The sequence below is a fragment of the Oceanibaculum pacificum genome, assembly GCF_001618175.1.
Classification (GTDB): Bacteria; Pseudomonadota; Alphaproteobacteria; order Oceanibaculales; family Oceanibaculaceae; genus Oceanibaculum; species Oceanibaculum pacificum.
Map to the genome: position 1 here is coordinate 18972 of NZ_LPXN01000094.1, position 15037 is coordinate 34008.

At 65.5% G+C, this 15037-nt stretch carries 13 protein-coding genes; 1 reads left to right on the forward strand and 12 read right to left on the reverse strand.

The annotated features are described in order from the left end of the window. Window positions 1-27 precede the first annotated feature (27 nt). The gene (locus AUP43_RS06740; protein ID WP_067554158.1) at window positions 28-783 is read left to right on the forward strand and encodes an SDR family NAD(P)-dependent oxidoreductase; all 756 of its coding nucleotides are present in this window, start codon (window positions 28-30) and stop codon (window positions 781-783) included. Window positions 784-849: 66 nt separating this feature from the next. On the opposite strand, the gene AUP43_RS06745 is transcribed toward AUP43_RS06740, so the two are convergent. The 12 genes from AUP43_RS06745 to ccsA form a co-directional block, all read right to left on the reverse strand. After that, window positions 850-1671 carry an inositol monophosphatase family protein gene (locus AUP43_RS06745; protein WP_067554160.1) on the reverse strand — a complete coding sequence of 274 codons (822 nt, stop codon included), beginning with the start codon at window positions 1669-1671 and terminating at the stop codon, window positions 850-852. Beyond that, a complete protein-coding gene (hflX, locus tag AUP43_RS06750; RefSeq protein WP_407668464.1) occupies window positions 1671-2897 on the reverse strand; it encodes a GTPase HflX in 1227 nt (408 codons plus the stop codon). The genes AUP43_RS06745 and hflX overlap by 1 nt, the downstream gene beginning before the upstream one ends. 168 nt (window positions 2898-3065) lie before the next feature. After that, a complete protein-coding gene (hfq, locus tag AUP43_RS06755) occupies window positions 3066-3317 on the reverse strand; it encodes an RNA chaperone Hfq (protein WP_067554163.1) in 252 nt (83 codons plus the stop codon). Window positions 3318-3466: 149 nt separating this feature from the next. Further along, on the reverse strand, window positions 3467-4150 hold the full coding sequence (locus AUP43_RS06760; RefSeq protein ID WP_232314901.1) for an HAD family hydrolase: 684 nt from the start codon (window positions 4148-4150) through the stop codon (window positions 3467-3469). Beyond that, the gene (locus AUP43_RS06765) at window positions 4147-5013 is read right to left on the reverse strand and encodes a D-amino-acid transaminase (RefSeq protein WP_067554166.1); all 867 of its coding nucleotides are present in this window, start codon (window positions 5011-5013) and stop codon (window positions 4147-4149) included. Before AUP43_RS06765 ends, AUP43_RS06760 begins: the two co-directional genes overlap by 4 nt. Window positions 5014-5041: 28 nt before the next feature. After that, entirely contained in the window at window positions 5042-6418 is a 1377-nt protein-coding gene (gene trkA, locus AUP43_RS06770) for a Trk system potassium transporter TrkA (protein ID WP_067554169.1), read from the reverse strand. A gap of 43 nt (window positions 6419-6461) precedes the next feature. Next, on the reverse strand, window positions 6462-7862 hold the full coding sequence (ntrX, locus tag AUP43_RS06775; RefSeq protein WP_067554172.1) for a nitrogen assimilation response regulator NtrX: 1401 nt from the start codon (window positions 7860-7862) through the stop codon (window positions 6462-6464). Next, window positions 7852-10224 carry a sensor histidine kinase NtrY-like gene (locus AUP43_RS06780; RefSeq protein WP_084462620.1) on the reverse strand — a complete coding sequence of 791 codons (2373 nt, stop codon included), beginning with the start codon at window positions 10222-10224 and terminating at the stop codon, window positions 7852-7854. Before AUP43_RS06780 ends, ntrX begins: the two co-directional genes overlap by 11 nt. Window positions 10225-10287: 63 nt before the next feature. Further along, complete coding sequence (gene ntrC, locus AUP43_RS06785; RefSeq protein ID WP_084462621.1) at window positions 10288-11748, reverse strand: nitrogen regulation protein NR(I); 1461 nt, start codon at window positions 11746-11748, stop codon at window positions 10288-10290. Then, complete coding sequence (locus AUP43_RS06790) at window positions 11745-12896, reverse strand: two-component system sensor histidine kinase NtrB (RefSeq protein WP_067554179.1); 1152 nt, start codon at window positions 12894-12896, stop codon at window positions 11745-11747. Before AUP43_RS06790 ends, ntrC begins: the two co-directional genes overlap by 4 nt. Then, window positions 12896-13918, reverse strand: coding sequence for a tRNA dihydrouridine synthase DusB (dusB, locus tag AUP43_RS06795; RefSeq protein ID WP_067554182.1), 1023 nt, complete (start codon window positions 13916-13918; stop codon window positions 12896-12898). The genes AUP43_RS06790 and dusB overlap by 1 nt, the downstream gene beginning before the upstream one ends. Window positions 13919-14029: 111 nt before the next feature. Then, on the reverse strand, window positions 14030-14830 hold the full coding sequence (gene ccsA, locus AUP43_RS06800; RefSeq protein WP_067554417.1) for a cytochrome c biogenesis protein CcsA: 801 nt from the start codon (window positions 14828-14830) through the stop codon (window positions 14030-14032). Window positions 14831-15037: the final 207 nt, after the last annotated feature.

Here is a 15037-nt window from a genome sequence, read left to right on the forward strand (position 1 = left end):
AATATAGAAAGAAAAGGGAGTAGCAGAATGTCCCAACTGACCGTTTTCATCACCGGCGCCACAGCCGGCTTCGGCGCCGCCACGGCCCGTCGCTTCGCCAAGGACAAGCATAAGCTGATCCTGACCGGCCGCCGCGCCGAGCGGCTGGAGGCGCTGAAGAAGGAACTGGATACCGACGTGCACATCATCCCGCTGGATGTGCGCGACGAAAAGGCCGTGCGCGCCGCCGTCGCCGCCCTGCCCGACACTTTCAAGAATGTCGACGTGCTGGTGAACAATGCCGGCCTCGCCCTTGGCCTGGAACCGGCCCATCTGGTCGCGATGAGCGACTGGGAGACGATGATCGACACCAATATCAAAGGGCTGCTGTACTGCACCCAGGCGCTGCTGACCGGTATGGTCGAACGCGGCAAGGGCCATGTCATCAATCTGGGCTCGGTCGCCGGCAGCTACCCCTATCCGGGCGGCAATGTCTATGGCGCGACCAAGGCCTTCGTGAAGCAGTTCTCGCTGAATCTGCGCGCCGATCTGGTGGGCCAGAATATCCGCGTCACCGATGTCGAGCCCGGCCTGGCCGAAAGCGAGTTCTCGACCGTGCGCTTCAAGGGCGATGCCGAAAAGGCCAAGCAGGTCTATGAAGGCACCGACCCGATCACCCCGGACAATGTCGCCGAGGTGATCTATTTCACCGCCACCTTCCCCGGCAATGTGAACATCAACCGCATCGAGCTGATGGCCGCCTGCCAGGCCTTCAGCCCGTTCAACGTGGTGCGGAAGAAGTAAGGCGCTAGGAGCGCTATCTGCCATGCCCTGGCTCGGCCCGGGCATGGCAGCCCTACCCCCTACCCCCTACCCCAACGCCCGGCTGGCCGGGTCGGGAAACAGCAGGTCGCGCAGCGCGTCCCAGCTATCCGGGTCCGGGGCCATCAGCAGCGGGCCGGCATGGATATTCGCATCATAGGGCGTGCCGTCGGCGAAGGCGCCGGTGCCGCCGGCCTCACGGTGGATCAGCCAGCCGGCGGCGTGATCCCAGGGCATGATGCGGCGATAGACGGAGAAATGCGTGCGGCCTTCTGCCAGCTGCAGATATTCCTGGCCGGCGCAGCCCAGCGAGAAGAAACGGCGTAGATTCTGCGCCCGGGCGCGCACTTCCGGCCGCTCGTCCTTGGGCACGAATTTCAGGCTCAGCACGCCGATCATCTCGGCCAGCTTCTGCGGCTTGGCGACATGCATGCGCCTGTCGTCGAGATAGGCCCCCTCGCCCGCCTCGGCCACCGCCATGCGGTCGCGCACCGGATCGTAAATCCAGCCGGCGCGGACCTTGCCATGCTGGACCAGCGCGACGATCACGGCGAACAGCTCCGAACCCTCGGCGAAATTGGCGGTGCCGTCGACCGGATCGATCACCCAGACCGGCTCGTCCGACCGGAACAGCTCCAGAATATGCGGGCTGGCGGCGGCCGCCTCCTCGCCGACGACATGAGAGCCGGGAATCAGCCGCGCCAGGGCGGGCGTCAGATATTTCTCCGATTCCAGATCGGCGATGGTGACCAGGTCGCCGGGGCCCTTCTCCTGCGTGTCGCCCTCCTCCAGCCGCTTGAAGCGCGGCAGGATGATCTGCTCGGCGGTTTCCCGCAGCAGGTCGGAAACGCGGTCGGTATCCAGGATCATCAGGCGGTTTCGGCCTGGCGGCGCTCGAAGCGGGAAGCCTCGGCCGGGTCCAGCCCGACCAGCAGGTGCGCCTGGCGCTCGTCATCCTCGCGCTCCAGCACCTCGCCATGCTGGTACAGCCAGGCGAGCGTGGCGCCATCGGCCAGATCGACATCGACCCGCAGCGTCAGCCGCAATGCGTTCAGGCGGCGGTCCAGCAAGGCCAGCAGTTCGGCCGAGCCGCTGCCATCCAGGGCCGAGACGGCAATCACGCTGTCGTCGCGGGCGGCGATATTGCCTACGCGGGTGCGCTCCTCCGCCGGCAGCAGATCGATCTTGTTCAGCACCTCGACGATATGCTCGCTGCCCTGCTCCGGCCCGACGCCAAGGTCGGACAGCACCTCCTCCACATCGGCGCGCTGGGCGTCGCTGTCGGGATGGGCGACATCGCGGACATGCAGGATGATGTCGGCCTCCAGCACCTCCTCCAGCGTGGCGCGGAAGGCAGCGACAAGCTGCGTCGGCAGGTCGGAGATGAACCCCACCGTGTCGGACAGGATGATCTGCCGGCCGGACGGCAGCTTGAGCCGCCGCATGGTCGGGTCCAGCGTCGCGAACAGCAAATCCTTGGCGAACACGTCGGAGCGGGTCAGCCGGTTGAACAGCGTCGATTTGCCGGCATTGGTGTAGCCGACCAGCGCCACGATGGGATACGGCACCTTGCGCCGGGCGCTGCGATGCAGCTCGCGCGTGCGCTTCACTTCTTCCAGTTGGCGCTTCAGCTTCACGATCTTATCGTCGATGATGCGGCGATCCAGCTCGATCTGGCTTTCGCCCGGGCCGCCCATGAAGCCCGCGCCGCCGCGCTGGCGTTCCAGATGGGTCCAGGACCGTACCAGACGGCTGCGCTGGTAGGTCAGCGCCGCCAGGTCGACCTGTAGCCGGCCCTCATGAGTGCGGGCGCGGGCGCCGAAGATTTCCAGGATCAGCCCGGTACGGTCGATCACCTTGCAGCGCCAGACCCGTTCCAGATTGCGCTGCTGGACGGGCGACAAGGCCGCATCCACCACCGCGACCTCGACCTCCATCGCGTCGATCAGCTCGCCATAGCGTTCGGCCTGGCCGCTGCCCAGCAGGGTCGCCGGCGTCGGCTTGGTCACGCGCACCACTTCCTGATGCACGATCTCCAGCTCGATGGCCAGGGCCAGGCCCGCGGCCTCCGCCAGGCGCGCTTCGGGGGCGCGCACGGCATCGTCCCCGGAATCCTGCTGGGATTGCGGGCCGCCAACAATGTCGGGATGCAGAATCAAGGCGCGACCGGAATGGCCCGCCCCGTTTTTCCGATCCGACGACTGAACGGTGCTTTTGTCCTGCTGAAGCCGATCTTCAGCGTTACGGCTTGATCTGCCCATCAATTACTCTGAGTCGGACCCTTCCTTGGAGGCGTCAAACAATTGAATCGGCTGGGCCGGCATGATGGTCGAAATCGCATGCTTGTAGACAAGCTGCGAATGCGCATCCCTGCGGAGCAGAACCGAGAAATTGTCGAACCAGGTGACGATGCCCTGGAGCTTCACGCCGTTGATCAGAAAGATCGTGACAGGGGTTTTCTGCTTGCGGATCGCATTCAGAAAGACGTCCTGAACGTTTTGATTTTTGTCAGACATTGTTTCTTTCCGTCTGTTGTGTTGTTGGAGCCGATAACCGGCCCTTGCCGCACACCCACTTTCGCATGTGCGAAAGCAATAATCGATAACCGAAATTGGGGTTCGGACCGATTATTTCAATGCGAATGTAACGAAAGGGAATGCGGCGGTCAGGCGATAGCCGTCAGCCAATCGACCAGACGGGTGCAGTGCGGCGCGTGCCAGCGCGGCGGATGCTGGAGCAGCGCCGGATCGTCGGGATAGGGATCGCGGATCAGCACCGGCAGACAGCCGGCATTGTGACCGCATTCCATGTCGATGCTGGTGTCGCCGACGAACCAGACATCCGGCCCCGGCGCGATGCCGCTGCCCTCCAGCGCCATGCTGACGGGAATCGGCGAGGGCTTGTCGGCCGGCGCGTCCTCCGCCCCGATGACATGGCCAAAATAGCCGCGCCAGCCGAGATGCTCGACCTCCAGCCGCAGCGTCGGCCCGCGCTTGTTGGAGACGATGGCGAGATAGACCCCCCGCTCCTTCAGATGCACCAGCAACTCCGCCGATCCCGGCAGCGGGTTCAGCAGCTCCAGATGATGCTGTGCGAAATGGCCGAGGAAAATCTGCTTCGCCTCTTCCCACCGGTCCCCGAACAGCACTGGGAAGCTGTCGCGCAAGGAGGCTTTCACCCGCAAGCGCGTCTCCTCGACCGTCCAGGCTTCCTGGCCGAATGTCACCAGCGTGTGGTTCAAGGCCGCCCGGATGGCGTCCCAATTATCGGCCAGCGTGTGGTCCCAGTCGAAGATGACGGCGCGTGGCCGGTCCGTAGGGCAGGCGGTCAGCGGGAATTCCGGGGTCACGCGCTCTCCCGCAGGCCGTCCATGAAGCCCTCGTACCAGTCGCGCATCTTCAGCGAGAGCGAGCCGGCCTTGCCGTTGCCGACCACCGTGTCGTTGATCTGGGTCACCGGGGTGACGAAGCTGGTGGCGCTGGAGATGAAGGCCTCGCGCGCGGTCAGCGCCTCCTCCAGGCTGAAGGGGCGTTCGACGAACTTTACCCCCTCCTCCGCCGCCAGCTTCAGGATGCGCAGGCGGGTGATGCCGTTCAGAATATCGTTGGTCGCCGGCCGGGTCACCAGTTCGCCTTCCTGGGTGATGATCCAGGCATTGGTCGAGGTGCCCTCGGTGACCATGCCGTCATCGTCGACCTGCCAGGCCTCGGTGGCGCCTGCCTCGCGCGCCTGCTGCTTGCCCAGAATGTTAGGAAGCAGGCCCACCGTCTTGATATCGCAGCGTTCCCAGCGGATATCCCGGATCGAGATGACCTTCACCCCATCCTCCACCTTCTGCCGCGAAGGCAAGCGCACATGCTTGGCGGTCATCACCACGGAGGGCGGCGTGCCCGGCTTGGGGAACGGATGGTCGCGCCGGGCCACGCCACGCGTCACCTGCATATAGACCAGGCCGGTCTTGATCAGGTTGCGGCGGATCACCTCGCGGGTGATCGCCTTCATCGCCGCGCGCGACATCGGCACGTCGATGCGCAGCTCGCCCAGCGAGCGCCACAGCCGGTCCAGATGCGGGTCTTCGTCCACCAGGCGGCCATTCACCACGGTGACGACCTCATAGACGCCGTCGGCGAACTGGTAGCCGCGATCCTCGACATGCACGGCGGCGTCGCCATGCGGAACGTAGCGGCCATTGACATAGGCAATGCGGGACATGAAAGACCTCGAACGGGAAACGATAATCCTAAAAATACTCTAGCCGAACCGAGAACAGCTTCTCCACCTTCTTCACCGCCTCGGTGGCGACGAAGGCGACAACCCTGTCCTGCGCCTGGATGCGGGTGTCGCCGCGCGGCATGATGACGTTCTCGCCGCGCACCAGCGCGCCGATAATAATGCCGTTCGGCAGCTTCGCCTCGCGCAGCGGCACGCCGACCAGGTTGGAGGTCTCCAGCGCCTCGGCCTCGATCACCTCGCCAACGCCCTCGCGCAGCGAGTGCACCGCGCGGATGCGCCCGCGCCGCACATGCTGGAGGATGGTGGAGACGGTGATGGAGCGCGGATTGACCACCGCATCGACACCCAGCGCCGTCACCAGCGGGCCGTAGGGCTGGTTGTTGATCAGCGTCACCGCCCGCTCGCAGCCATAGCGCTTGGCCAGCAGCGAGCCGATGATGTTCACCTCGTCGTCGTTGGTGACCGACACGAAGGTCTCGGTATTGCGGATATTCGCCTCTTCCAGGATTTCCGGGTCAAGCGCGCTGCCGTTCAGCACCATGGTGCGGTTCAGCTGGCCGGCGGCGGCGCGGGCGCGCTCCGGCGAGACCTCGATCATCTTCACGCTGACGCCCGGCTCCTCCGCCTCGATGGTCTGGGCGAGCGTCAGGCCGATATTGCCGGCGCCGACGATGACGATGCGCCGCGCCTCCGGCTCCTGATGGCCGAAAGCCGCCATGGCGCGGGCGAGATGCGTGGTATCGCAGACGAAATAGACCTCGTCGCCGACCAGCATCTGGTCCTCGCTGCTGGGCACCACCACCCGGTCGTTGCGGATGATGCTGACCACCGTCATGTTCAGGTCCGGGAACAGGCTGGCCAACTGGCGCATTGGCGTGTTCAGCACCGGGCAGTCGCGGTCGCACATCACGCCGACCACGCGGATGCGGTCCTCGACCATCGAGAGCATGTCGAACGCCCCCGGCACCTGAAGCTGCTGGCTGATATGGCGCGCTACCTCGACTTCCGGCGAGATGATGACGTCGATCGGCATGTTGTCGCGGCTGAACAGATCGGCCCATTCCGGCATCAGGTAATTCTGGCTGCGGATCCGGGCGATCTTGGTCGGCACCTGGAACAGCGAATGGCCGACCTGGCAGGCCACCATGTTCACCTCGTCGGCGTAGGTGACGGCGATCAGCATGTCCGCCTCCTTGGCCCCGGCCATTTCCAGGGTGCCCGGATGGCTGGCATGGCCGACAAAGGCGCGCACGTCCAGCGTGTCGCTGATCTTGCGGATCAGGTCGGCGGACTGGTCGATCACCGTCACGTCGTTGCCCTCGGCGGACAGATAGCGCGCGATGCTGGAGCCGACCTGGCCGGCGCCGCAGACGATGACATTCATGGCTTGGCCTACCCTATCCTGTTCGGCGCCTTGGCGGCGATTGTTATACCAGCTTCTGCGAACGTTCGGGCGTGGAGACGCCAAGCGACTTCAGCTTGCGATGCAGGGCGGAGCGCTCCATGCCGACGAAAGCGGCGGTGCGCGAGATATTGCCGCCGAACCGGTTCACCTGGGCGATCAGATATTCCCGCTCAAACACTTCGCGCGCCTCGCGCAGAGCCAGGCTCATGATCTCCCCACCCTTATCGAGCCGCGCGACCGCGGGGGCGATGGCGCTGATCTCCGGCGGCAGGTTTTCCGCGCGGATCGGCTCGCGCGGATCGCCCGGGGCCATGATCAGCAGCCATTCCGCCACATTGCGCAACTGGCGCACATTGCCCGGCCAATCATAGGCCTGCAAGGCCGCCACCGTATCGTCGCCGATCGGGCGCAGCGGCAGGCCCGCCTGCTCCGCCGCGCGGGTCAGGAAATGCCGGATCAGATGCGGGATATCCTCGCGCCGCTCACGCAGCGGCGGCACGCGCAACGGCACCACATTGAGCCGGTAATACAGATCCTGGCGGAACCTGCCCTCCTGCATCTCGGCTTCGAGATCGCGGTTGGTGGAGGCGATGACGCGGACATCCACCTCGACCCGCCGGCCGCCGCCGACCCGCTCGAAGGTCTGATCCTGCAACACCCGCACGATCTTGCCCTGGGTCTCCAGCGGCATATCGGCCACCTCGTCCAGCAGCAGCGTGCCGCCATGCGCCTGCTCGAAGGTGCCGACCTTGCGGGTGCCGCTGCCATCGACATCGACATCGCTGCCGAACAGCTCCAGCTCCAGCCGGTCGGGATGCATGATGGCGCAGTTCAGCACCATGAACGGCCCGCGCACCCGGCGCGACTTGGCGTGCAGCATGCGCGCGACCACCTCCTTGCCGGCCCCGGCCGGGCCGGTCAGCAGCACGCGGCTGCCAGTCGGGGCCACCTTGTCGATGGCGAGGCGAAGCTGCGCGGTGGAGGCCGCGGGGCCGGTCAGCTCCATCTCCGGGCCGCCGCGCAGGCGAAGCTCGGCATTTTCCTGGCGCAGCCGGGCGGCCTCGATGGCGCGCTCGACCAGCAGCAGCAGCCGGTCGGCCTTGAACGGCTTTTCGACGAAATCGTAAGCGCCGTGCTGGATAGCGGTCACCGCCGTCTCGATGGTGCCATGGCCGCTGATCATCACGAAGGGCAGGTTCGGGTGCTCGCGCCGCATGCGCTCCAGGATTTGCAGCCCATCCATATCGCTGCCCTGCAGCCAGATATCCTGGATCACCAGATGCGGCAGGCGCGAGGACACCGCCTCCAGCGCTTCCTGCGCGGTGCCGGCGGTGCGGGTGCGATAGCCTTCATCTTCGAGAATATCCGCGATCAGATGCCGAATATCGGCCTCGTCATCGACGATCAGAATGTCATGCGCCATGAGCCGCCGTCAGTTGCCGGTTCCCGTGACCAGACTGGAGGGCGTCGAGATCGCCCGGCGCGGAGATAGCCTCTCGCTCCGGGAAAATCAACCGCACGCACGCCCCGCCATGGGCGCGGTCCTCCAGTATGAGATCACCATCGTGATCCTCCATGATCTTTTTGACGATTGCGAGGCCAAGTCCAGTGCCCTTCTCGCGAGTCGTCACATAAGGCTCGGTCAGCCGATGACGTTCCTCCTTCGGCAGGCCCTTGCCGTTATCCTCGACCCGCAATTCGACCGTGCCGTCGCCACGGATCAGCGCGATGCGCAGCACGCCGCCTTTCGGCTTGCGCCCTTCCTGCCGTTCCTGTTCCTGCCTGCCATGGATCGAATCGACGGCGTTCTGCGCCAGGTTGGTCAGCGCGCGGCGCAGTTGGCTCTTGTCGCAGATCAACGTCACCGTCTGCGCCGGGAACGCGCCGATCACCCGCAGATCGGGATGCGCGTTCTGATACAGCGCTTTCGTCTCGCGGCACAGCTCCAGCATGTTCGCCGGCGCCAGCACCGGGCTCGGCATGCGGGCGAAGGAGGAGAATTCATCCACCATCCGGCCGATATCGCCGACATGGCGGATGATCGTCTCGGTGCAGGTGACAAAGGTTTCGCGGTCGGTCTCGATCTGTTTCAGATATTTGCGCTTCAGCCGCTCGGCGGAAAGCTGGATCGGCGTCAGCGGATTCTTGATCTCATGCGCGATGCGGCGCGCGACATCGGCCCAGGCGGCCTTGCGCTGAGCATTCATGAGTTGGGTGATGTCGTCGAAGGTCACCACGAAGCCCTGCGGCTTCTCGCCTTCGCGCAGCGGCACCAATATTTCCGCCGTGATCCGCACCAGCAGCGTGCGCTGCCCGGCATCGCCCTGTAACAGGATTTCCCGCTCATGAATGCGTTCCGGGCGGCTCTGGGCGGCTTCCAGCAATTCCGCCATCTCCGGCGCCACCTCGTCGATGCGCTGGCCGATGGCGCGCTCCAGCGGCATGCCGAGCAGCAGCGAGGCGGAGCGGTTCGGCAGGTTGATCCGCCCGTCCGCATCCAGCCCGATCACGCCGGCCGACACGCCGGACAGTACCGTCTCGGTGAAGCGGCGGCGGGTGTCGAGCTGGCGGTTGGCGTCGATCAGCTCGCGCCGCTGCTCCTGCAACTGCATGGTCATGCGGTTGAAGGCGCGGCTGAGCACACCAAGCTCGTCGGACGGATCCTCCTCCTGCACCCGTGCGGTTAGGTCGCCGGCGCGCACCCGCTCCGACGCGCCGATCAGATTGCGCACCGGGCGCCACAGCTCCGCCGCCACGTTCAGCCCGACCCAGACGGCAGCCAGTAGCAGCAGCAGCGCGACCACGACGAAGATCATTACGAAGGTGATCTGCAGGCTGGATTGCCGGCCTTGCAGGCGCTGATATTCCTCCACCGCCGCGTCGGTCTTCTCCAGATGGTCCAGCACCTTGCTGTCCACGAAGCGGCCGACGAACAGATAGGCGTCGGCATAGGAATCCAGCCGCACCAAGGCGCGCACCCGGTCGTCCGGGTCGGTGTCCAGCAGCACCACGGCGCCGGTCTGGGCTTCCTGGATCGCCGCATCCGGGACCGTCTCGAACTGCATAGAGAAGCTGAGCGCCGACTGCCCCAGGATAGTGCCGCTGCCATCGAACATCACCGCTTCGGTCAGCGAGCGCACCATCGCCTGGGCGGATACGAAGGCGTTCAGCCGGCGCGGATTGCCGATCATCGACAGCGCCTCGCGGTTGAGATCGGCAGCCATCGCCAGCGCGTCGGCGCGAATCGTCTTCTGGTGTTCCTGCAGATAAGCCCGCGCCACTTCGCGCGATTCGTTCACCGCCGTGCGCACTCGCTCGTCAAACCAGGATTGGATGCCGAAATTCAGGAACAGCGCCGAGAAGACCGCGACAATGATCGCCGGAATCACCGCCACCAGGCCGAACAGGGTGACCAGCTTCAGATGCAGCCGCGACCCGGCAAGGCCGCGTTTGCGCTCCAGCCAGATCTGCACGATGCGATAGGTGACGACCACGCCGATCGACAGCAGCAGGAACAGGTTGATGTTCAGCAGCACGAAGACGGTGGTCGGATTCGGCCCGGCCGGCCCGGAATCGGTCAGCGCGGCATAGGTGGCGATGCCGGAGACGATGGCGGCGATGATCAGCGCGATGGCGACCTTGCGGCCCAGCCGCACGCGCGCCGCCCAACCGCCGAGCTGACGCCACATCAGCGTGGCGTTGCCGGGCGCCGCATTGCCGGAATCGCCGGCTTCCTGCGCCACGTCGCGGGGCGACCGATCTTGCGAGAAAGCGTCCTGGGTCATCCCTATCCAAAGAAGGCCCGGAGGGGGCCCGGTCCGTGCCCGGTACAGGGCGATCCGCTGCCGCTACTTTAGGCCGCGGACCACACGGATGTCCAATTCCCGAATTTTCTTGCGCAGGGTATTCCGGTTCACGCCGAGCAGTTCGGCCGCCTTGATCTGGTTGCCGCGCGTGGCCGACAGGCTGAGCGCGATCAGCGGCCGTTCCACCTCGCGCAGCACCATGTCGTAGAGCCCGGCGCCCGGCAGTCCATCGGCATGGGCGGAGAAATAGCTCTTCAGGTGCCGCTCCACCGCCGCCCCCAGGCTTTCCCCCTCGGGAATGGTTTCGGCGGCCGGCTCCGGCGCGTTGGCCTCGGCCAGCTCCTCGGCGATATCGTCGGCGGTGATCTCGTCCTGCGAATAGAGCACGGCGAGGCGGCGCACCAGATTCTCCAGCTCACGCACATTGCCGGGCCAGGAATAGGCCTTCAGCTTGTCCAGCGCCCCGCCTTCCAGCGTCTTGCGCGGCAGCCCCTCATTCTGCGCCTGGGCGAGGAAGTGGCGCACCAGCGCCGGAATATCCTCGGCCCGTTCGCGCAGCGGCGGCAGCCGGATCGGCACCACGTTCAGCCGGTAGAACAAATCCTCGCGGAACAGGCCCTGGCGCGTTAGATGGCGCAGATCGCGATGGGTGGCGGCGATGATGCGCACATCGGCCTTGATCGAGGTGCGGCCGCCGACCGTGGTGTATTCGCCTTCCTGCAGCACCCGCAGCAGCCGCGTCTGCGCGTCGAGCGGCATGTCGCCGATTTCGTCCAGGAACAGCGTGCCTTCCTGCGCCTGCTCGAACCGGCCGGTCGAGCGTTGCGTCGCCCCGGTGAAGGCGCCCTTCTCATGGCCGAACAGCTCGCTTTCGATCAGCTCGCGCGGAATCGCCGCCATGTTGATGGCGATGAACGGCCCGTTGCGGCGCTTGCCGTAATCGTGCAGCGCGCGGGCCACCAGCTCCTTGCCGGTGCCGGATTCACCGTGAATCATGACCGTCAGGTCGGTGCCCATCAGACGCGCGAGAATGCGGTAGATTTCCTGCATCGCGGCCGAGCGGCCGATCAGCGGCAGCGTTTCCTCGCCCTCCTCATGGGTTTCGACGATGCGGGCCGATTCGAGCTTCGGGGCGGCGAGCGCGCGCTGCACCACCGCCACCAGTTCCTTCAGATCGAACGGCTTCGGCAGATATTCGAAGGCGCCGCGTTCCGTCGCCTTCACAGCGGTCAACAGCGTGTTCTGCGCGCTCATCACCACGATGCGCAGATCGGGCCGCTGGCGCTTAATGCGAGGGATGAGGTCGAGGCCATTCTCGTCCGGCATCACCACATCGGTGAGCACCAGATCGCCTTCGCCCGCCTCCACCCAGCGCCACAGCGCGGCGGCGGTACCGGTTACACGAACGTCGTAACCGGATCGTGCAAGCGCTTGATGAAGAACGGTCCTGATGGCGCGATCATCATCCGCGACCAGGATGGTGGCTTTACCGGTCGCCATCATTCGTCTCCATCGACAGGCAGTTGGTCGATGGCCGCCGGCTCGCTCGCCATCGGCAGCATGACGCGGAAGATGGTGCGGCGCGGCTGACTGTCCACCTCAATGATGCCGCCATGATCGCCGACCAGCTTGGCGACCAGCGCCAGCCCCAGCCCGCTGCCATTCTGCTTGGTGGTCACGAAGGGGTCGAACAGGTTCTGCCGCAACTCGTCCGGGATGCCGGGACCGTTATCGATGACGCTGATCACCAGCGGCAGGTCGAACCGGCTGCGCGTGCCGGGCAGCGCCAGGCGGATGCCGTGCTTGTAGGCGGTGGACAGCACAATCTCCCCCCCCTCCTCCGGCAAGGCCTCGGCGGCGTTCTTCACCAGGTTCAGGAACACCTGGATCAGTGTGTCGCGGTTGCCCAGCACGGCCGGCAGCGACGGGTCGTACTGCTCGACGAAGCGATGCTGGCGCGCGAAGCCGGTCTTCGCGACCTTGCGCACATGGTCGAGCACCAGATGGATGTTCACCGGCCCGCGCGGCATCGGCCGCTGGTCGGAGAACGCCTCCATGCGATCGACCAGGGCGCAGATGCGGTCCGTCTCGTCGCGGATCAGCATGGTCAGTTCCTGGTCGCCCGGATCCTCCACGCTCTGTTCCAGAAGCTGGGCGGCGCCGCGAATGCCCGAGAGCGGGTTCTTCACCTCATGCGCCAGCATCGCCGCCATGGCGGTGACGGAGCGCGCCGCCCCCCGGTAGGTGAGCTGCTGCTGGAATTGCAGCGCCACCGAGCGCTCGTGGATGCAGATGGCGACATGGCCTTCCGTGTCGGTCACCTGGGCAACCTCCAGCGTCACTTCATGCATCCCGATGCGCGGCGTCTCCAGCGTCACCCCGTGATCGGCCATCGAGTTGCCGTGCGCGCGCACCTGCGACAGCAGGAAGAAAAGCGGGCTGTCGGCCGGAATGAAGTCATACAGCGGTTGGCCCAGCATCTGGTTGGTGCTGAGCCGGAAGAATTGCTCGGCCGCGTCGTTCACGTAAAGCAGCACATTGCCGGCATCGACCACGATGATCGGGCTGGCGAGAGCACTGAGTACGGCGCTTTCGTCGACCGCGTGGCGGCGGACGGCACGGCGGAGCGTCGTCGCAAGGGCACGGGCCATCAGGCGGCTTCCTTGTTCGCTGGGGTCTCGTCGAAAGCACGGCCGTCGCGGACGGCGGCGAAATATTCGTCCATCGCCCGGCGCACCGCGTCGGCGTCGGTGGTGTTGTTCACGATCTGGCGGAATTGCGCGGAACCGGGCATCGAACGGCTGTACCAGCCGACATGCTTGCGCGCGATGCGGCACCCGAGCTGCGGGCCGTAATGCTCTATGATCGCTTCCCAATGGTCGCGCAGCGTCGCCAGAATGGTATCCAGGGCGGGATCGGGCAGCGTCTCGCCGGTGGCCAGGTAATGGGCCACCTGATTGGGAAACCAGGGCCGGCCATAGGCGCCCCGGCCGATCATCACTCCGTCCGCGCGGGACAGGCGCAACGCCTCGGCCGCCTCCTGCTCCGTGGTGATGTCGCCATTCACCACGACCGGAATGGACACCGCCGCCTTCACCTGCCGCACGAAGGACCAGTCAGCCCGACCGGTATAAAACTGGCAGCGGGTGCGGCCATGCACGGTAATCATCCGAATGCCCAGATCCTGGGCGATGCGCGCCAGGCGCGGCGCGTTGCGGCTGGCATCGTCCCAGCCGGTGCGCATCTTCAGCGTGACCGGAATATCCACCGCCTTGACCGTCGCCTCGATCAACCGGGCGGCGTGATCCTCGTCGCGCATCAGGGCGGAGCCGGCCTGCTGGCCGTTCGTCACCTTCTTCACCGGGCAGCCCATATTGATGTCGATGATCGCCGCCCCGCGATCCGCGTTCAGTTTCGCCGCCTCGGCCATCAGCGCGGGTTCGCACCCGGCAAGCTGCACCGAGAGCGGGAACTCCTCGGCGCAATCGCCGGACATCTTGCGGATTTCCTTGCGCGCCTGCTGCACCATGGCGGCGCTGGCGATCATCTCCGACACCACCAGCCCGACGCCGAAACGCCGCACGATGCGGCGAAACGGCCGATCCGTGACGCCCGACATGGGGGCCAGGATCACCGGACAGGGCAATATATGGGAGCCGATGCTAATGCTCATCTCTTAGGCAGTTTCCCTTGATGCCCAAAGTTTGGGCAAAGCTACACCGTGCATACACATCTGGCAAGCGCGCGAATGTGCAGTGCAACAGAAATCGAGGAAAAATGCCGGCTAGCCTGCCAGCACGCCTGTCACGAATTTCACGCCGGGATAGGCCAGCGTCAGCAGCAGGAAGGCGACCAGCACCAGCCGCGTCGCCAGCCTGCCCCGCAGCCCGGTGCGGAAATGGGCGAACAGCAGCACGCCGAGCAGCAGGAAGGTCAGCACCGACAGCACGCTCTTATGGTCAAGCGACATCAGGCTGCCCGTCTCGAAGAACGTGACCGCCATGCCGGTGGCCACCCCCAGGCCGAGCAGAATTTCGGCCGAGGTCAGCAGGGTGATCTGCAAGCGCTCCCCTTCCGCCACAGCCGGCAATAGGCGGGTGAGCCGGGTCGGCCGCTTGCGCTTCAGCCCCCGTTCCTGCAGGAACACGGCCAGGGCGGCCACCGCCGAGAGAGTCAGCAGGCCATAGGCGAACACCGCCAGCAGGATATGCGACTGGGTCCAGGCACTGGGCGCGGTGCCGAGCAGGCCGTCGGTCGCCGGCTCCTGCAGGACGGTCGCCAGAATGCCGAGCAGCAACAGATAGGGCAGCAGCAGCGGCAACATCCGCCACCCTGCCACCGTGGTTGCCGAGATCAACGCGAACAGCGCCATGCTGGCGGCGACGGTCACCCATAGTGCGCCGGACAGGTCGGTATGCCAGCGTCCGCCCATCTCCACCGCCACCCACCCCAGCGGCCCGATGACGGCAGGCGCCAGCAGCAGCCAGAACAGCCAATCGCGCGCCGGCGATCGCGTGAAGGGTATCGCCAGCGCCGGCAGCAGGGAGATAAGAGCCGACAGGCTTATGATCAGTGTGCTTGGCATGGCAGCCTTATAGCGTGTCTTGACGCCAACATACAGAGTTGCGAGCGATTCGCAAAAACAGAAGTTCACCGGGATCAAATCCGGCAATTTTTACCCGGCAATATTTGCCCAGCGGTTGAATCGGCGCCTCATGGCTTGCGTCTTTTCTATTGAAATTACTTGACCTTTTGCCCCATCAGGCAGGCACATCGCTTGCTTCTCCCTACT